19 protein-coding genes are annotated in these 17,974 nt (G+C 54.0%); 17 read left to right on the top strand and 2 right to left on the bottom strand.

Going from position 1 to position 17,974, the window contains the following annotated elements; translation table 11 throughout:
* Positions 1–43: 43 nt before the first annotated feature.
* From ACH3PB_RS07860 to ACH3PB_RS07780, 17 genes are all read left to right on the top strand, one after another.
* Positions 44–748 carry a hypothetical protein gene (locus tag ACH3PB_RS07860; RefSeq protein ID WP_416398910.1) on the top strand — a complete coding sequence of 235 codons (705 nt, stop codon included), beginning with the start codon at positions 44–46 and terminating at the stop codon, positions 746–748.
* A gap of 488 nt (positions 749–1,236) precedes the next feature.
* Positions 1,237–1,554, top strand: coding sequence for a hypothetical protein (locus tag ACH3PB_RS07855; protein WP_416398909.1), 318 nt, complete (start codon positions 1,237–1,239; stop codon positions 1,552–1,554).
* A gap of 144 nt (positions 1,555–1,698) precedes the next feature.
* Positions 1,699–2,445: a hypothetical protein gene (locus ACH3PB_RS07850; protein ID WP_416398908.1), complete on the top strand. Its 747-nt coding sequence runs from the start codon at positions 1,699–1,701 to the stop codon at positions 2,443–2,445.
* 241 nt (positions 2,446–2,686) lie between these two features.
* Complete coding sequence (locus ACH3PB_RS07845) at positions 2,687–2,941, top strand: hypothetical protein (RefSeq protein ID WP_416398907.1); 255 nt, start codon at positions 2,687–2,689, stop codon at positions 2,939–2,941.
* 429 nt (positions 2,942–3,370) lie between these two features.
* On the top strand, positions 3,371–4,471 hold the full coding sequence (locus ACH3PB_RS07840) for a Glu/Leu/Phe/Val family dehydrogenase (RefSeq protein ID WP_416398906.1): 1,101 nt from the start codon (positions 3,371–3,373) through the stop codon (positions 4,469–4,471).
* Positions 4,472–4,513: 42 nt separating this feature from the next.
* Positions 4,514–5,917, top strand: a complete 1,404-nt coding sequence (locus ACH3PB_RS07835; protein WP_416398905.1) for a sodium-dependent transporter — start codon at positions 4,514–4,516, stop codon at positions 5,915–5,917.
* A 421-nt stretch (positions 5,918–6,338) separates the two neighbouring features.
* Complete coding sequence (locus tag ACH3PB_RS07830) at positions 6,339–6,932, top strand: hypothetical protein (RefSeq protein ID WP_416398904.1); 594 nt, start codon at positions 6,339–6,341, stop codon at positions 6,930–6,932.
* A gap of 187 nt (positions 6,933–7,119) precedes the next feature.
* Positions 7,120–8,145, top strand: coding sequence for an endonuclease/exonuclease/phosphatase family protein (locus ACH3PB_RS07825; RefSeq protein ID WP_416398903.1), 1,026 nt, complete (start codon positions 7,120–7,122; stop codon positions 8,143–8,145).
* A gap of 169 nt (positions 8,146–8,314) precedes the next feature.
* Complete coding sequence (locus tag ACH3PB_RS07820) at positions 8,315–9,631, top strand: hypothetical protein (RefSeq protein ID WP_416398902.1); 1,317 nt, start codon at positions 8,315–8,317, stop codon at positions 9,629–9,631.
* A 70-nt stretch (positions 9,632–9,701) separates the two neighbouring features.
* The gene (locus ACH3PB_RS07815; protein WP_416398901.1) at positions 9,702–10,265 is read left to right on the top strand and encodes a hypothetical protein; all 564 of its coding nucleotides are present in this window, start codon (positions 9,702–9,704) and stop codon (positions 10,263–10,265) included.
* 167 nt (positions 10,266–10,432) lie between these two features.
* Complete coding sequence (locus ACH3PB_RS07810) at positions 10,433–11,104, top strand: HAD family hydrolase (RefSeq protein WP_416398900.1); 672 nt, start codon at positions 10,433–10,435, stop codon at positions 11,102–11,104.
* Positions 11,105–11,632: 528 nt separating this feature from the next.
* The gene (locus ACH3PB_RS07805; RefSeq protein WP_416398899.1) at positions 11,633–11,857 is read left to right on the top strand and encodes a DUF4258 domain-containing protein; all 225 of its coding nucleotides are present in this window, start codon (positions 11,633–11,635) and stop codon (positions 11,855–11,857) included.
* Positions 11,854–12,123, top strand: coding sequence for a YgiT-type zinc finger protein (locus ACH3PB_RS07800; RefSeq protein ID WP_416398898.1), 270 nt, complete (start codon positions 11,854–11,856; stop codon positions 12,121–12,123). Before ACH3PB_RS07805 ends, ACH3PB_RS07800 begins: the two co-directional genes overlap by 4 nt.
* 158 nt (positions 12,124–12,281) lie before the next feature.
* On the top strand, positions 12,282–12,485 hold the full coding sequence (locus ACH3PB_RS07795) for a type II toxin-antitoxin system VapB family antitoxin (protein WP_416398897.1): 204 nt from the start codon (positions 12,282–12,284) through the stop codon (positions 12,483–12,485).
* Entirely contained in the window at positions 12,482–12,856 is a 375-nt protein-coding gene (locus ACH3PB_RS07790; RefSeq protein ID WP_416398896.1) for a type II toxin-antitoxin system VapC family toxin, read from the top strand. The genes ACH3PB_RS07795 and ACH3PB_RS07790 overlap by 4 nt, the downstream gene beginning before the upstream one ends.
* 240 nt (positions 12,857–13,096) lie before the next feature.
* Positions 13,097–13,282, top strand: coding sequence for a hypothetical protein (locus ACH3PB_RS07785; RefSeq protein ID WP_416398895.1), 186 nt, complete (start codon positions 13,097–13,099; stop codon positions 13,280–13,282).
* A gap of 330 nt (positions 13,283–13,612) precedes the next feature.
* Entirely contained in the window at positions 13,613–15,205 is a 1,593-nt protein-coding gene (locus tag ACH3PB_RS07780; RefSeq protein WP_416398894.1) for an MFS transporter, read from the top strand.
* A gap of 4 nt (positions 15,206–15,209) precedes the next feature.
* On the opposite strand, the gene ACH3PB_RS07775 is transcribed toward ACH3PB_RS07780, so the two are convergent.
* Positions 15,210–16,685, bottom strand: coding sequence for a pyridoxal phosphate-dependent decarboxylase family protein (locus ACH3PB_RS07775; protein WP_416398893.1), 1,476 nt, complete (start codon positions 16,683–16,685; stop codon positions 15,210–15,212).
* Positions 16,675–17,961 (bottom strand): ATP-grasp domain-containing protein, encoded by a 1,287-nt coding sequence (locus ACH3PB_RS07770; protein WP_416398892.1) that lies wholly within the window; start codon positions 17,959–17,961, stop codon positions 16,675–16,677. The genes ACH3PB_RS07775 and ACH3PB_RS07770 overlap by 11 nt, the downstream gene beginning before the upstream one ends.
* Positions 17,962–17,974 lie beyond the last annotated feature (13 nt).

Raw genomic sequence — 17,974 nt, 5'->3', positions numbered from 1 at the left:
TGGAGACGAGCGTCGTCAAGATGCACTCACTATAGGGTCGTGCATGAAGTTCAAACTAATGACCTACAACGTCCAGGATCTTTTTCTAAAGACCGCGTTCCCAATAAAGTCCGAATACCTTCACACGCTCAGCGATGAGCACTGGGCGATGCTGGGCGAGGCGGATCAGGAACTCAAGCCCTTGAGCAAGTTGAAGGCCCTGGCGCAGATCATCCTGCATGAAGATCCGGATTGTGTGTGCCTCTGTGAAGTGGGCGGCCTGACCGCGCTCAGCAATTTCAATGAATTCTTCCTATCGGGTGCCTATGTAGCCTACCTAATCCCCGGCAACTCCGATCGCGGTATTGAGAGCGGTTTTCTGCTGAAAAAGAGCCTGCCGTTCAACGCCGAGTTGCAGACAAATCGGCACTGGCCAGTCCCGTTCCAGTACCTTCACGAGGAAGACTCGGAGGCCTATTCCGTGACAGCGCTCATGGCAGAAGCATTCAACCTTGGCGCTTCGGAGAAGCGAAGACTGTCACGCGATATCCCGGTGCTTCACCTGTATGACTCTCAGGGCACCTGCATCCTCTCGGTGATGCTCGCCCATCTCAAATCCGGTTACGATCCGCAGGGCTTTGATCAGGGCGGGCAGAAGCGGCGGGCCGCTGAAGTGAAGGCATTGATAGTCATATACCAGAAACTGCAGGCTGAAAAATGGAATGATCATCTCGTGTACGACGCTCATGGCGGGGTTTACCGACTATAAAAAGCGCTTCGTTCAGATCAGTGGCTTCATAGAGGGGCTGGAATTCAGCTGAGGTGTCGTCGCGTGTGTCATTGCCGTAGAAGTCACCCGCCACATACGCACAGGACCTTTTATGGCAGAACAGCCTCTGCCAAACAGCCCTGTTATATTTTTTGCGGCAAAAGCTTTGGGAACTATTCGCTGTTTCGTAGCCTGTGGAGGTGTTGTCTGTCCCGGATAGTGTGGCATGGCTACGGAGGTACGGGCTCACCGAATTTATTGAATACATTAGATTTTCTGGCATAATCATTAGCGAATAAAGATTGAAAGTCCGGCTCTCTACTACATACGCGGACTGCGGTGTGGTCGTCCGTGAACTTACTGACAAATCCGTGCCAATCCTCAGTATCGCAGTCTTCCTTGCGATTTTCTCTAGAAGGCACCGATGCGTTGGGTCATCGACCACTCTGTAGCATGGGGACAATAGTCATGGTGTTTAAGGAAGGCTTATGAAGAAGGTACTAGACATAATCGATTCCGCCTTAAAACGGTTGCTGGCGCCTGTATCTATGCTCGTGGCGGCTGGCCTTCTCAGTCGTGGTCTCGAAAATCCTGATGCTAGCCCCTTTACGATAAAATTGTTAATGAGCCTTCTTGGGCTTTGGGCTTTCGGCTATATGGCTCTGTCGGCAGTTGTAGCGCTGAAGGAATTTGAGGACGCAGGCTTTGGCAAGGTGAAATCGTTTATATTCGGGTCTTCCTTTCTGCTCGTATATCTTCTGCTTTTTGTGGCTGCCATCAGGCTGGGTTTTGATAAAATCGCCTAGTAGTGTGCACCTTCAAGCCGTGAGCTTTCACGGCAATCTTCGGATAGCCGTGGCTACGCCTTTACCGTTCTTGAACTGCATACACAAATCGTCGGACCAATAAGCCCATGCGGGTAGGTCTGAGAAAGCTCCGGAGAAGAGAAATTGATACCACCAAGAGAGGCTGATGAAAATTTGGGGAAAGCAGCACCTGAAACGGATCCGGAGTCAAAAGATGCTGATGCAAATTCGGGAGATAGGAAAAGTGTCAGCTCTCCCACTTCCGATGGCGGAGATATTAGCTCTGATCAGTCGCCACAGGATCGGTTGAGAGAGCAAGATAGGGCTCAGGCGGCGAGCGTAAGATCCGGCAATATCTTTGCGGCGGCTGCCGTTTTCATCTCGTTGCTTGCGTTAGGAGTGTCAATTTGGCAAGGAATATTGAGTCGAGAACACAACCGTCTCTCGCTTGCTCCACATTTACAGGTGTCGCCTAGGCTGCAGGGGGATGGCGAGACAGGTCTATACTTAGAAAATTCTGGAACTGGGTCTGCCTTCATCCAGTCAGCTACCATTTCTGATGGCTCGAAAGTTTTCGACTTAACAGCCAACGAATGGCCACAGTTTCTCCAGCACCTCGGAATTAATCCTCAATGCTTCAGAAACAACTGGCTCCGACCGGCCGCTGCGATACTGGCAGGAAAGGAGTTTAATTTGCTGAAAATTTCTGATGCAGAAGTCCTTCACGAATATTGCAGTGTCCAAATGCGTCAATTTTTTCTGCAGAAAGGCGTGAAACTGACGATAGCGTACACCTCGATCTACGAGGATCATTACAGAATTTCTGAAGAGTTCGCTTTCAAGGAAAGTGATCTTGCCAATCTTCCAGATTTTATGAGAATTTTCAAGTAGGCAGGGCGCTACTACTGTGCAGTGAGGCAGCTGTACCTTTTTGCTTCATACCATTTTCTTGAAATGCCGAGAAAGAGAAGCGACGTTAGGCTGCCCTGGACATAGAGTTGTACATGAAGTTCAAACTAATGACCTACAACGTCTAGGACCTTTTCCTGCATCCTGCGTTCCCCATAAGGCCCGAATACCTTCACACGCTCAGCGATGAGCACTGGGCGAGGCGGATCAAGAGCTCAAGCCCTTGAGCAAGTTGAAGGCCCTGGCGCAGATCATCCTGAATGAAGACTCGGATTGTGTGTGCCTCTGTGAAGTGGGTGGCCTGACCGCGCGCAGCATCGCCCAGTGCTCATCACTAAGTATACGATGGCGGCACTCAGGCTTTAACGGGAACGCGGGCGTCAGGAAAAAAGTCCGTGATGTCATGCAAAAGAGCGGAAATCGCCTTGCGAGCGATCAACTTGTTTTAACCATTGACGGCGTCAACGGAACCTTCTAGTTTAGAGCGTGTTCGACGCCCCACCAGGGCCAGGTTGAACGCTGAAATCGAATGACCGGTCTTTGCCGGCTAACAAAAACAAGATGACCACAGAAGCCGAGATCCGGCGACGTGGACGGGATTTCAACATGAGTATGCAGACCGCCTCTCTACCGGGACGACGCCTATCGCAGGCTAGCTCCACGCTTCCTCGCCCAGAAGATCGCTCCAGTCGATCACCTTTCCGATCTACCAACGCGACATCATTTCAAACAATCGATTTTATCGCTCGCGGCGTGGCCACACGCTGAGGATTGCGGCCTGAAATCTACTCGATTCAGCCGTACTGAACTTAGATGAGCCAACCGGTAATCCCGGCTTGGGTTTGATGACATCGGCCCTCTAAAGTCCCACAAGGATATGGACGGCCTGGAAGTAAGGTGAAATGCCATGAATGTATTCAGCCATCCCGAGTTTGACAACCACGAACACCTGTCCATTTTCTGTGATCCGGAAACCGGTCTCAAAGCCATCGTCGCTATCCATAGCACTTCTCGCGGCCCCGCCCTTGGCGGGTGTCGCATGTACCCCTACGCCAGCGACGAGCAGGCCCTGCGTGACGTGCTGCGCCTTTCCCGCGGCATGACCTACAAATCGGCGCTGGCCAACCTGGATCTGGGCGGCGGCAAATCCGTGATCATCGGCGACCCGCGCAAGCACAAGACTGAAGCGCTGTTGGAAAGCATGGGGCGCTTCCTCGAACAGCTGGGCGGTCAGTACATAGCCGCCGAGGATTCTGGCACTAGCGTGTCGGATCTGAAGGTCATAGGCCGGCAGACCACCCATGTTGCGGGTATCAAGGACCACCTGGGGCTCGACGGTGTGCCCAGCAACGGCGATCCGTCTCCGGCCACTGCCTACGGTACCTATATCGGGATATGCATGGCGGTGAGACACCGTCTCGGTCGATCAGACCTGCAGGGCCTCGAGGTCGCGATTCAAGGTATCGGCAACGTGGGCTATCGGCTGGCCCGCCACCTCAAGGAGGCCGGAGCCAAGCTCTGGGTCTACGACATCCATAAGGACCAGATGGATCGCGCCGTGGACGAACTGGGCGCAACCCCGGTGTCCGCAGAGGAAATCCTGGCCCTGCCGGTGGATGTCCTGGCCCCATGTGCCTTGGGTGCGGTGCTCAACGACAGCTCGATTCCCAGGATTCAAGCAAAAGTCGTGGCCGGTGCCGCCAACAACCAGCTTGAACGTCCCGAACATGATGCGGCGCTGCAAAAGCGCGGCATTCTGTACGCGCCCGATTTCGCCATCAATGCCGGGGGCATTATTGATGTGTTCTACGAACGCACGAATCATGACCACCACAAGGTTCGCGCCCATGTGGAAACTATCGGCACCACCCTGGACGAAATTTTCACGCGTGCCCGCAGCGAGGGTCTCCCAACAGGCACCATCGCTAATCGTTTGGCGGAGGAACGCTTCCGTCGCAGCTCCGCTGATCATCAGCAATCGACCAGTGCAATGGCCAAGGTGGGCTGAGAGCACATACAATAACAATATTTTTTGCAGGAGATTTTATATATGTCATCTTCTTCCGCCGCTACGGTGGGCGTTAAAGAAAGTTCGACAGAGAAACGCGGCCTATGGTCATCACGCCTTGCCTTCGTTCTGGCCGCAACCGGCTCCGCCGTAGGCCTTGGCAATATCTGGAAATTCCCTTACATCACCGGTGAGAACGGTGGCGGTGCCTTCGTCATTGTCTACCTGCTATGCATTGCGGGCATCGGTATTCCTATCATGATGGCTGAGGTGCTGATTGGTCGGCGTGGCGGGCACAGTCCTATTAACAGCATGCGATTGGCAGCCCAGCGAGAACAGCTCTCAAAAGGCTGGACCATCGTCGGTGCTGTTGGCGTGCTGGCCGCGTTCCTGATCCTGTCGTTCTATTCCGTGATCGGCGGCTGGGCAATATCCTATGTTGGCACGGCTGCCACCGGTGGGCTAGTCGGCCAGTCCGAGGAAGCTATCGGCGCTATCTTTTCCGGTCTGTTGGGCGACCCGGCGACCCTTCTGCTCTGGCACACGGTATTTATGGCCTTAGTGATAGTCGTCGTGGCCCGGGGCGTAAAGGCCGGCCTCGAACGGGCGGTGACTTTCCTCATGCCCGCGCTGTTCGTCCTGCTGTTGATCGTTGTGGGTTATGCCATGACAACAGGTTCCTTCGGACGGGCTGTAAGCTTCCTGTTCGCGCCTGATTTTTCCAGTCTCACTACCGCCGGCGTGCTGGTCGCCCTCGGCCACGCATTCTTTACGCTAAGCCTCGGCATGGCAGTTATGATGGCCTACGGCTCCTATCTGCCGAAGAACGTGTCCATCGCCAAGACAGCGGTGACGGTTTCCATCATCGATACCGTAGTGGCCCTGACCGCTGGCCTCGCCATATTCCCCATTGTCTTCGCCAACGGCCTTGAACCCGGTGCCGGTCCCGGCCTGATCTTTCAGACTCTGCCGCTGGCCTTTGGTAACATGCCCATGGGCAGTCTGGTCGGCACCTTGTTCTTCGTACTGCTGATCTTCGCGGCCTGGACCTCAGGCATTTCCTTGCTAGAGCCGCTCGTAGAATGGCTGGAGGAGCAAAAGGGCCTGAACCGTACCGTCAGTGCAGTGGGCGCTGGTATCGCCTGCTGGGCGCTGGGTATTGTGTCTATTCTGTCGCTCAATGTCTGGTCCGACGTGACCCCGCTGGGCATGTTCGCCATGTTCGAAGGCAAGACCATCTTCGACCTGTTGGACTTCCTGACCGCCAGTATCCTGTTACCCCTGGGTGGCCTGCTGGTCGCTGTGTTCGCCGGCTGGTTCATGTCTCGCCAGGCGCTGGAATCCGAACTGGCCACCTCACCAGGTGCATTCAAGCTGTGGTACAACACCCTGCGTTACTTCACGCCTGTGGCGGTGGCGGCGGTGTTTGTCTATAACCTGCTGTGATCGATTGTCAGGCGTGAGGAGGGCGGCGGTCGTGAGATCGCCGCCTGAAGGTGACGCCTTCGCTGCGTCCGGTGAGGCCGTAGACAAAGCCTCTGGCGAACAGCTCGACTACATTTTTCCTCAGCCTTAGCCTGCACCAGCAACTGATACCGGTAGAGACCTACGTGCACCGCTATGTGTATGACGAAAACGGCAGCGAGATGCTGGCGCCGTTTTCGAGGGGAGGGTCACTTGTAAGGATGGCGCCTAGTCCGTGCAGCAAACTTCCCGGCTGCGAGGTCGGGGCCTTTTTAGTCTCTTTCCAGAGAAAGATGAAGGTACATATTGCGTAACAATTCACACTACCACCCCTGCGCAGGCCTCAGCGGAACGCTCGTAAATTCGCGGTCGTGGCGTTAGCGTTAAGATGCTGTCGACTAAGGTGAAATTAGAAGAAGATCGCATTGAGGTATATCAGTCCTCGACAGCCTCAATGGTGCTTTTAATTTGTATAGAGGTGGCTTTGGGATTTGCCATTTATTATTTTGCGGCAGTGGCCACTATCGGGGGCAATTATGTGTTTATTGTCGTGCTTGTTTTCTTTTTTCTGGCCATTGCTTCGGGTTTGACGCCTTTAATTAATAATATCAGACGCGGAAACAGTAATTTGGTATGGGGAGCTGATAGTCGTGGATTCTTCGTTCCCGCGACGACAACCACTTTCTCTGAGTACCGACCGCCCACTGTCTATCACTGGAGTCAGATAAAGAGGGCAATCGTTGTAAAAAAGCTAATCCAGCAGATAGACGGAACAAGCGTTTCGTTCAATCAACTTATAGTTATTTTGGACGATCTCCAATGTCCAGAGAACCTTCTGTTTAAGTATGTCGAACTGCAGTATCAGTTGAGAGAGGGCGGCTACTACCAGGTTCTGAGGTTCCCAGAAGCGCACAGAGCAGCCATCGTGTGTAAGCTCAGGGAGTTTGCTTCTAGCGAGGTCTCTATCGAGGAGCTGAAGCAATATGAGATCAGGTAAGCGCGAGTTTGCATTGCCAGATAGCGCAAAGCGGTGCGTCGGACTGATCTAGAGGGCGGCTGGCCTGAGTCGGCAGCTCATGCGCACCCTTCGCCTGCCTCTGTAATGGCACTAGATACTGCCCGAACGGCTATCAAAATCTGCTGGAGAGAAGCGTCGTTAACCCGAACTCGACGTAAAGCTTTACATGAAGTTCAAACTAATGACCTACAACGTCCAGGACCTCTTCCTGCAGCCCGCGTTCCCCATAAAGCCCGAATACCTTCACACGCTTAGCGATGAGCATTGGGCGATGCTGGGCGAGGCGGATCAGGAGCTCAAGCCCCTGAGCAAGTTGAAGGCCCTGGCGCAGATCATCCTGAGGGAAGACCCGGATTGTGTGTGCCTCTGTGAAGTGGGCGGCCCGACCGCGCTCAGCAATTTCAATGAATTCTTTCTGTCGGGCGCCTATGTAGCCTACCTCATCCCCGGCAACTCCGATCGCGGTATTGAGAGTGGTTTTCTGCTGAAAAAGAGCCTGCCATTTACCGCTGAGCTACAGACAAATCGGCACTGGCCGGTCCCGTTCCAGTACCTCCACGAGGAAGACCCGGAAGCCTATGCCGTGACAGCGCTCATGGCAGAAGCATTCAACCTGGGCGCATCTGAAAAGCGAAGACTGTCACGCGATATCCCGGTGCTTCACCTGTATGACCCTCAGGGCACCTGCATCCTTTCGGTGATGCTCGCCCATCTGAAATCCGGTTACGATCCGCAGGGCTTCGATCCGGGTGGACAGAAGCGTCGAGCCGCTGAAGTACAGGCATTGATAGCCATCTATCATAAACTGAAGGCTGAAAAGTCGAATGATCATCCTGTGATCGTGGCGGGTGACTTCAACGGCAATGCCTCACGTGACGACACCTGGGCCGAATTCCAGCCCCTCTACGAAGCCACTGATCTGGAAGATGCGCTGTTTCTGGCTGGATTACCCCGCTATGAGCGTCATACGCATATGACCTTCTATGGCAGAACAGCCTCTGCCAAACAGCTCGACTACATTTTCCTTAGTAAAAGCCTGCACCAGCGACTGATACCGGAAGAAAGCTACGTCTACCGCTATGTGTATGACGAAGATGGCAGCGAGATGCTGGCGCCATTTTCGTTTCGGGATCGGGATTTGTTGCCTTCGGATCATTATCCGGTGGTTTGTGTGGTTGCTCTCAAGGACTAGACGGCTGTCAGTTAGCGTGCTGCCAGATGGAGCTGAGGTGGAGTGTGTGCTTGAAGATCGAGCCGTTGCTGACATACTCAAAGAGTATGCAGCCGCTCTGAGCCGCGGACAACTGCTATAAGCCCCCACGCGCTGCCATCAACAGTGATCACCGAAAAAAGGTAATACTATGCCTGAAGGCCAAACTACTATCTTGGTTAACAAAGATGATGAAAACTGTCTCAGACGCTTGCAAGACAGTATTAGCCTTCTCAGCGTTGGTGATTTGGAAGAGGTGGTGTACGACGATCAATGGATGCGCGGTTTTTCCTTCGAACATAACGGCGCATATGATGAGTCGAAGCTTACAAAGATTATAAAGTCTGAGTCCAAAGTGATGAGTTCAGACTTCCTGCGTGCTGTTCACACGGATGAATATGGAACAGAAATATTCTGGATATTCAAGGATGGAAAGTTCAAGAAATATGAACATGAGCAGGATTCCCAGGGTCCCGACATAGTAAAAGCGTATAGACATTGGCACGCGGATATGGAGGGGCTTTGGTTTGGCGGTTTCTCTGAGGATGAGATAAATATCATGGCTCAGAAATACGGCCAGTTCGACCAGAATGGTCGAAAGGCGAAGTACGAATATGAAGATTATAAGAAGTTGATTGGAATGGGCGAAGACTTTCTTCACATGGACGTTCGCGCACCCTACCCATCCTCGGAGTGGGACTATCACATTCCGGTGTATGAGTCTTTCGCGAGATATTACGCCGAGAAGAGTCATCTGGTACCTGAAAGTGGGACCTTTGAGTATGTCCGCAACTACTATTTTCCGAAGTTTCTTGGGTACGCGTGGAGGTGGATGAGCGGAGGACAGGAAGTTGTACTACTTTTGACCTTTCCTGGCGATCTCGGTATGGATCGAAATCTGATCGTGAATACGGGCAAATTGACGATAGATCAACTTATAATCCTTGATGCGCATGGCTACTTAACAGGAGAGGCGAGATCTTGGCACAGTCATGATTTTAATAAGTATGTCGAAACTTTTGACCCTTTTGATATGGCGAAAATAATTACACCTTCGACAGACTATCTTTATCAGTCTCTGCCGGAAGGATATGGCCTGTTAAGACGAGAGTACAACTTTAATGGAATGACCATGAATATCTCGTGTGACTTGGAGCGTGGAAATGACGGTCGATATTTTTGCTCTGGACATACTGCAAGCGGTAGGGAAGTGCTAGTTACTATATTCGACAAGGATTTCTGCGAGAAGCTAGATGCGTTGCCGCCTGAGAAGTATATCGACAGAACTGTCTACGATAGAATAGACGGTAGCCCGCTAGTAAAGCGGATAATATACTGTGAAATTCAAGCAGTCTTCGACGAAAACCTGGATATTAATAAAGTCTTGAAGGGCTGTGTAAAATCAATAGTACCCGGGCCTAAAAAGAGCAGTACGCAGAAGGTGTTTACGTTAGATTTGCAAGGGTAGGGTGCGCTCGGTGGCAGAGACATTTAATCGGGGCGTTTTGTAATAGCGAAGACTGTCACGCGATATCCCGGTGCTTCACCTGTATAACCTACAGGGCACCTGCATCCTCTCGGTGATGCTCGCCCATCTGAAATCCGGTTACGATCCGCAGGGCTTTGATCCAGGCGGGCAGAAGCGTCGAGCCGCTGAAGTAAAGGCATTGATAGCCATCTACCAGAAACTGAAGGCAGAGAAATCGAATGATCATCCGGTGATCGTGGCGGGTGACTTCAACGGCAATGCCTCACGCGACGGCACGTGGGCTGAATTCCTGCCCCTCTACGAAGCCACTGATCTGGAAGATGCGCTCTGTCTGGCTGGGATACCCCGCTATGAGCGTCATACGCATATGAACTTCTATGGCAGAACAGCCTCTGCCAAACAGCTCGACTACATTTTCCTCAGCAGAAGCCTGCACCAGCAACTTATACCAGGAGAGACCTACGTCTACCGCTATGTGTATGACGAAGACGGCAGCGAGATGCTGGCGCCGTTTTCGTTTCGGGATCGGGATTTGCTGCCTTCGGATCATTATCCGGTGGTTTGTGTGGTTGATCTCAAGGATGCGGGTGACGAGCACACTGCGGCCCGGTAGCCTAGTTGCACCAGAGCAGGTCCGAGCGGGCCTGGCCGTCGTGGATGTTTGATAGCGGGACTATGCTGATAAACGCATGAAATGCGTGGAGAGAGAGCGCTACGGCAAATGGTGCATGCACTGTAATACGCTGTTAGGCTTCACAAATCATGTATCTCGGTAACCATATGCAACTACGCGCAGTTCTATTTGACCACGACGGCACGCTCGTTAACTCAGAGCCCATCCACTACAGAATGTGGGCGCAAGTTCTTCAACGCTACGGTTTTACGTTCACGGAACAGCAGTACAAGACGCGCTATGCAGGCGTCCCAACCCCTGCCAATGCCATAGACTTGGTGCAGCGGCTAGGTATCGATGATTCGCCAGAACGGCTCGCGGAGGCGAAGAACGCCGCAACGCGAGAGTATCTTGATCGACAAGCGTTTCCTTTGATGCCTGGTGTAGAAGAGGCCATATCTTGCTTTCATAGCGCAGGACTGAAGCTTGCTGTGGTGACGGGGGCCAGCGCGAACGGCGTTCAAACAACGCTACGGGTCAACGCGTTGAAGGACTATTTTTCTGCGGTCGTCTCAGGGGATGACGTCCGCGCTAGCAAGCCTGCGCCTGATTGCTATCTACTTGCGTTGCAACAGCTTGGCGTCTCTGCTGCTGAGTGTGTGGCAATTGAAGATACCCAGCATGGCCTTGAAGCTGCTTTCCGGGCTGGCATCGATTGTGTGGCGCTGCCTACGGAAATGTCTAAGCACCAAGATTTTAGTTTGGCCGTGGCGGTTCTCGGCGGCATGCCGGAAGCAGTCGGGTACGTGCGTAGAGCCCTCTGCGGTAGTGAAGCCTAACAATGCCAGTCACAGTTACGTCTACTAAATTGCGGCTTCGCCTTTATTCCATCGTCGCGCGTGCTGAGCGGCCTTATAGCTTTATGAGTAAGGTGATTATTCTCGCCACTTTTCTTTCGATCCTGTCGTGTACCAGCGATGGGCGGCACGGTAATGCAGCACGCTCGGTAGGAAACTATCTCCTAGAGAGCGCACTTACTGGAAGCCTCTTTACGAGCGGAAATAATGGACATCCGAATATCGTTCGAGTCGGGGAGAGCTTGAAGAGTAAGCTCAAAGAACTGACTCCAACCCTATCTAGAGACTGCACGAGTAAGCTGATAGAAAATAGTGATGAGAAGGCATCTCATTTGCTCCTGCTGGTCTGTAACGCTCATCCCGTTATTGGTCTTCGCTTGAAATATGATGGCGATTACAATGCATTTCACATACTCGGGTGTTGGAGTAGCGGACTGCCGGCACTCGGCAGGATAGTGTAGAGAAGGGCAACGATCCCGACCCGCCAGTCACCTCCGGTTTGGCCACTGAATGATCTCCGTTGACGAAGTTGAAGAAACCGTCAAGGATGGCGAGATCATTGAAAAATATATGAACGACCCCCGAGGCCGCAGCTGCTTGATGCTTCATGTGCCTACTGGCCGCCCTGTTCATGTTGTGTGCGCACCAAGAGAGGAGTATCTAGCAATTATTACTGCCTATCTACCTCATCCGAATCAGTGGGATGCGGCTTTCAGAAAGAGGATTGAGCAATGAAATGCATGTATTGCCAGGGCACCATGGTGCTGTCTCGAGCGCCTTTCAGCTTGGATAGAAATGGCTACCACATTTCCTGGGATTCTGTGCCGGCCTATGTCTGCACTCAGTGCGGCGAGCCATATTTCGAGAAAGAGCAGGTGGCCCATATTCAAGCGGCGGCAGCGAGATGCTGGCGCCATTTTCGTTCCGGGATCGGGATTTGTTGCCGTCGGATCATTATCCGGTGGTTTGTGTGGTTGAGCTTTGAATCTCTCGCGAAGTGAAAACTGCTGAAGGCTAGCCTTCGCATCCAGCAGCGGATGCAGCCGCAGAGTATCGGATAGGGAGGCTTGGGCGGAGCGAACCTTCTCAGAACTGTTGGTGATTCACGCTGATGTGAAATATGATGCAGTAGTGCATCAAAAAATTGTGGAGAGTTCTCATGCGAACGACAGTAAGCATAGACGACGAGCTGTATCAAAAAGCGCTAGAAATGGCAGACCCGGAGATGAACAAGGCTGATCTCTTTCGGGAAGCTATCAAAACGTTTGTTCGAGTTCAGGCTGCAAAGCGACTGGCAGCTCTGGGCGGTCGTGCACCTGACATGGCTCCGATCAACAGACGGCGGGACGCACCGGCATCGTGAGTGTTCTGGTCGATACGTCGGTATGGGTGGAGCACTTCAGGCACCGGAACACTAGCCTGGTCAATCTGCTGTTGTCGGACGAAGCGCTTTGTCATCCCATGGTGCTGGGTGAACTTGCCTGCGGAACACCGCCAGCACCTCGTGATCAGACCCTGCAGGATATCGGGCTGCTACGATTCGCCCAGCAGGCAAGCTGGGACGAAATACGAAGCCTGATCGAAAGGGAGTCCTTGTACGGCTTGGGCTGCGGGTTAGTGGATATATCCTTACTTGCCTCCACGCTTATAACCCCAGGCGCCCTCTTATGGACGCTGGACAAACGTCTGGCTAAGCTGGCAGATGGTTTCGCTATTGCCTACCAGGATCTATGAATTAAGCGCCTTCTACTGATGAGTAGTGTCAGTGCCCTCGCGCCGAAAGGTGCCACTGTGGCGGGCTCTGGAACTGCCTGGATCTGCACTGTTCCATGAGCAGTTGCTTGAATGACGTGGTTGTCAAACGAGGAGCCGAGGTTTATCTGAAACTCTGGGCTGTGCGGATCAGCAGATTCAGCGTACTCAATAGTTGATTGGTCGCCAGGTTCAAATTCAAAAAGTGGCAGAGGTGCCAACGTGAACAAAAGTTCGCTGATGATTGTAAAGTCTAATGATCATAACGTGATCGTGGCGGGTGACTCCAGCGGAAATGCCTCACGCGTCGACACGACTGCAAAATTCCTGCACATCTGCGAAGCCACTGATTTCGAGGACGGGCTCTTTCTGGCACGGATACGCTGCTATGAGCGTCGCACGGTTTGACCTTCTATGGCAGAGCAGCCTCAGCTAGTTTGCTCGTACTAATGAATCGCCCTTAATTCTATGGAGACACCTGGAACATGGCCGAGCATGATGACACGTTGTCTACTGGAGCTGGGAAACTGAAGCCACGGAGTTGAAGGCTCTCTTTTCATGCAGTGCCATTTGGGGCTGCAGTGAGAGATATTGCGGAAGTATGCATAACTACTGCAGAAGCAATTGAAAACATTGAGCTAACGGCTTTATAGTCGCAGCTGTTTCGTCGGCCGGCGAGGGCAGGAATCAATAGCCTTATCCGCATCATCAGCTGCACTTGGGTAGGGAATCAAACCCGTGAAATCACAAGGACTGTCGTTCCATCATCCTCTGGCCTTCTGGGCGGGCTGTCTTGGCATCACCCTCGGCGTGCTCGCACATATCCCTATGTTTGTTCACGCGTCTCATGTGGGGTATCGCATGGTCGACATGGCCATGGACCCAACGATGTGGATTGGCATGGCGCTTATCCCGCTCGGGCTGATGCTGGCGCTCTATGGGCTGATGCCGCGCATCGATCAACTGCCGAAAGTCGAGGCTGGTGGTCTCGATTTTCGGGTCGCGGATGAGGTGGTTCTTAACAGGGAGCACTGGACGCTGGTCGCAGTATTAGTGGCCGCTGTTACCGTGGATGTCATGAAGCCAGCCACCCTGGGGTTCGTTATGCCTGGCCTGACGAGCGAGTACGGTATCAGCTCGGGCGAGGCCGGCACACTGGCCCTGGTTGCTCTAACTGGCACGACGATTGGCTCGGTATTGTGGGGCGTCGTGGCTGACCTCTCCGGACGCAGGGCAGCGATTCTGCTCTCGGCCTTGATGTTCATTGGGACTGCTATCTGTGGCGCCATGCCATCGTTTCACTGGAACCTGATCATGTGCTTTCTGATGGGGTTGTCCGCCGGCGGGCTTCTGCCAATCACCTTCACGCTGATGGCAGAATCCATTCCAGCCGCCCATCGAGGGTGGTTGCTGGTAGCGCTCGGTGGGCTGGGAACCGCAGCAGGTTATATGGTGGCCTCAGGTGCGGCTGCCATCCTCGAGCCGCTATTCAGTTGGCGAATACTCTGGATGCTCGGCCTGCCGACTGGACTATTACTGATTTTTCTTAATAGATTCATTCCTGAGTCGCCTCGATATCTCGCCAGCAAGGGCTTGAATCATGAAGCGCGTCAGGTGCTATTGCGCTTTAGTGGCGGCCGTGATCAGCCTGAGAGCGCCGTTATCGTCGAAGAGTCCATGCCAGCGCAAGCCCCTGGCTTCAGGCAGTTGCTTAGCAGACCCTACGCAGGCATCACCTTCGGTCTGGTAGCGGCAGGCGTTGCGTGGGGTCTGGTGAATTTTGGCTTTTTGCTTTGGCTACCTACGAACCTGCACGCGCTCGGTCTGGCGGAGCAAGCCAACAGTATCATCGCACAGTCAGCGATATTGGCGTTGCCCGGCGTCGGACTGGTGGTATGGCTTTATCACAAGTGGAACAGCATCAAGTCCTTGGTGCTGTTCCTGTGCTTGACTGCGGCTTCTCTATTGCTGTTCTGTCTGTTTGAGTGGTCTGGCAGTCGCTCCATCCTGGCGCTGTCTGCAGCGATCGCGCTTCTGTTGCTGAGCTCGAGCGGCGTGATTGCCATGCTGATACCGTATGCTGCGGAAATCTATCCAGTGCACTTACGGGGGACCGGGGCTGGCATAGTCGCCGCCAGCTCGAAAGCTGGCGGCATCTTGGGCGCGATTATTGGTGTGGCGGGACTCTTCGATCAGATGGCCCTGTCGGCGTTGATGATCGCCTTGTCGCTTGCGGTGTCGGCGTGGCTTCTCATGCGCAATGGTATCGATACTCGCGGTGTGCGGCTTGAAGACATCCACGCCGCTATCTTGCGGCAGGCTGCAAGCTGAGGTTTCAATACCCGGGGGACAACTCCCTCATAATGGCGTCCATCGCAGCTTTGACGGCACCCATATCGTCTAATGTGGTGGCATAATTGCTGATGGCCAGCCGTACGAAGGTCTGCCCCCGCCACTCCAGTACGGTGGGATAGGCAATATCGCGCTCCAGGCATGTCTGAACTAGTCGTCGTGTGAGTAGCTGGCTCTCTTCCTCCTGCTCAGCGGCCACACGAAAACAGACGATAGGCATGTGCGTTTGCTGAGGCAGCAGTTCGTACCGCGTATCAGCCGCAACCGCATCTCTAAAGGCCTGTGCGCAGTGGAGGAGGCCGACCAGGTAGCCGCGATAGCCCTCAGCACCAACGTTTCTCAGAAAGCACCAGAGTCCAAGCGACCGAAATTGCCTGGTCCCGTACAGGTTCATCTTGAAGGTGTCGAGTTCACCTTGCTCCTCCCAATAATGGCCTTCGGACCAGAATGCTTCGCCGAGCGCGGTGCCATCCCTCACCAATAGGCAACCCACGCCGAAAGGCGCAAACATCCACTTGCAGGGGTCGAAGGTAATGGAATCTGCTGCCTCCAATCCGCTCATCGCCAGCCGCTGTGCTGGTAGCGCAGCCATTGCGAGACCTGATGCGCCGTCCACGTGGAACCAGGCTCCACACCGTGCCGATAGCTCAGCCAGTCTGTTCAGCGGGTCAATCGCTCCAGAAGCGGTTGTCCCAGCCATGCCGACTATGCAAAGTGGCTTCAGCCCAGCAGCCTGATCGTGACTGACGTGTGCTTCGAGCTCATCAACATCGATGACCCCAAGTTCATTCGTGGGGATCAGGACGAGGTTGTCGGTACCGAGGCCAAGCGTGTCCATGGCCTTACCAATGGAGAAGTGGCCCTCCACAGACATGTAGACTCGCAGTTGCTCAGAAGACAGCCCTTTGTTTCTGACCTCCGCACCGACTACCCGGTCCCGCGCCAGCTTTAACGCGATCAGGTTTGCCAGGGTGCCTCCACCAGTGAAAATGCCACCTGGCAGCTGACCGACGGCAGGCGGCAAGGCGAAGAGTTCGCGGAGCCAATGCAGAACTTGAATTTCGATTGCCGTAGCTGATGGGCCTGCGCGCCAGGCGCCGGGTGTCTGGTTAAGACTGCTGCCGAGGAAGTCTCCGAGAACAGTGGCAGGGTGAGGCTTGGGAGAAATGTAGCCGAAATACCTGGGATGAGAGACATTACACATCCCGTTTTCCATGAACGCGCCCGCTTCATTCAGGACCTCTGACAGCGGCATACCTGCGACCGGTAGTGCTTCCGGCCGGTCCGCAAGCTGTCGGACATTAGCGGAAGCATTTAGCAGCGGCCACGCTTCAGGTGAGCACTGGGCGCGGCACAGAAGATCGAATACGACTCGCCCCGACTCGCGAATCTCTTCGGCAAGATCATTCGTGGCTGGTGTGGTCAGCGGTTGCAGCAGGGGTGGCGACTCAGGATCCACGCTGTATCTCCAGGTCGATTTCCAGGCGGACCTCGCTCTGAATCCGATTATGGATTTCGACCAGCTTCTCACGACTCGAGCCTGAAAGGAGGTAATAGCAGTAATGAGGTTGCGCCGACTCTGGCATCGCCCGAACCTGGTCGCCGACCTTGTTCAGAATAACCAGCTGCTCGAGCTCCGGAATCGTCTCAAACAGGTCTAGTCCATCAACGTGAGAGAGCACGCCGCTGGAGCGATAGATGATGCCGCCGAATAGCAGCGCCTGCTTTTCCGGCTCATAAAGCGGTGGAATGACTTCCCCAAGCGCAAGCTGGGCCTGAGCGACATATACGTTGCTCTTGCGTAAGCGTTCGATGAGCTGCACGGTGTAGCCTCCACCCGGTCGCAACCCGGCCTCCAGCACAGTCGGCGTTTCATGGTCGTAACGAATTTCGACATGCGCCGGTCCCTCGTGCAGGCCCAGCGACCTGGCCGCGCGAATCGCGAGTGTGCTGACCTGAGCTTCCTTTTCTGCTGATAGCGAGGTGGGCCAGATGGACGCCGTTTCGGCAAAGTAAGGTCCAGCGGATGGCGCCTTTTCGAGGATGGCAAGCACCCGATCATCGCCGTCCGGCATCAGAAACACATCCACGCTCACCTCTACGCCTGTGCAGAAATGCTGAACCATCAGCTTCAGAGCCGAGCGGCCATAGGCAAAACGGTTCCGGTCGATCGATAGATCAACATCGAGTGACTGGTGCGTCATCTGCAACAATTTAAGCACGCCTTCTCGGCATGTCTCTCGGCTATGAGCCGCGATCACGCCCTGGCTGTTCATGGAATCAACCAGCTTGATCACGCCTTTGCCGTCGAGCTCCGAATCAAGTATTTCACAGGCTGAGTCGGCATCATGAACAGGGAAGGCTGGAGGGACGGACACGCCCTGGGCCTCCCAGAGCAGATAGGACAGATATTTATTGCGGCTGGCGATAGCTGCGGTGACAGGCAGTCCACGTAAGCCCAAGGCCTCACAGAGCCTGGCAGTGACAACAGCTGTGCCTTCGTTGACAGGTAACAGCGCATCGAGCGGTCGTTCAGCATGGAAGCCGCGTACCGCATAATCAAGTGCTTCGACATCCCAAAGTGGCACATCGATCACTGCCTCGACACCTTCATGCACAGCGAAATCACGTCCATTGCCAAACAGGACAACACGATAGCCTGCGTTCGCCAGACTATTCACAAGGTAGAGACTGGGATAAGCGTGTATGATGCCGATCCGCTTCTGCATGCTCATGATCCGCGCTCCG

Origin of the sequence: Allohahella sp. A8, from assembly GCF_047946665.1 — a bacterium.
In the GTDB taxonomy this organism is placed as follows: Bacteria; Pseudomonadota; Gammaproteobacteria; order Pseudomonadales; family Oleiphilaceae; genus Allohahella.
Note: the sequence above shows the minus strand (reverse complement) of the source record. Positions and strands in the feature narration are given on the sequence as shown.

Excerpts from the sequence above, each read along its gene's own strand:
- ACH3PB_RS07860 (WP_416398910.1), top strand. The coding sequence starts at position 44 with ATGAAGTTCAAACTAATGACCTACAACGTCCAGGATCTTTTTCTAAAG.
- ACH3PB_RS07855 (WP_416398909.1), top strand. The coding sequence starts at position 1,237 with ATGAAGAAGGTACTAGACATAATCGATTCCGCCTTAAAACGGTTGCTG.
- ACH3PB_RS07840 (WP_416398906.1), top strand. The coding sequence starts at position 3,371 with ATGAATGTATTCAGCCATCCCGAGTTTGACAACCACGAACACCTGTCC.
- ACH3PB_RS07835 (WP_416398905.1), top strand. The coding sequence starts at position 4,514 with ATGTCATCTTCTTCCGCCGCTACGGTGGGCGTTAAAGAAAGTTCGACA.
- ACH3PB_RS07825 (WP_416398903.1), top strand. The coding sequence starts at position 7,120 with ATGAAGTTCAAACTAATGACCTACAACGTCCAGGACCTCTTCCTGCAG.
- ACH3PB_RS07820 (WP_416398902.1), top strand. The coding sequence starts at position 8,315 with ATGCCTGAAGGCCAAACTACTATCTTGGTTAACAAAGATGATGAAAAC.
- ACH3PB_RS07810 (WP_416398900.1), top strand. The coding sequence starts at position 10,433 with ATGCAACTACGCGCAGTTCTATTTGACCACGACGGCACGCTCGTTAAC.
- ACH3PB_RS07805 (WP_416398899.1), top strand. The coding sequence starts at position 11,633 with ATGATCTCCGTTGACGAAGTTGAAGAAACCGTCAAGGATGGCGAGATC.
- ACH3PB_RS07800 (WP_416398898.1), top strand. The coding sequence starts at position 11,854 with ATGAAATGCATGTATTGCCAGGGCACCATGGTGCTGTCTCGAGCGCCT.
- ACH3PB_RS07795 (WP_416398897.1), top strand. The coding sequence starts at position 12,282 with ATGCGAACGACAGTAAGCATAGACGACGAGCTGTATCAAAAAGCGCTA.
- ACH3PB_RS07770 (WP_416398892.1), bottom strand. The coding sequence starts at position 17,961 with ATGAGCATGCAGAAGCGGATCGGCATCATACACGCTTATCCCAGTCTC.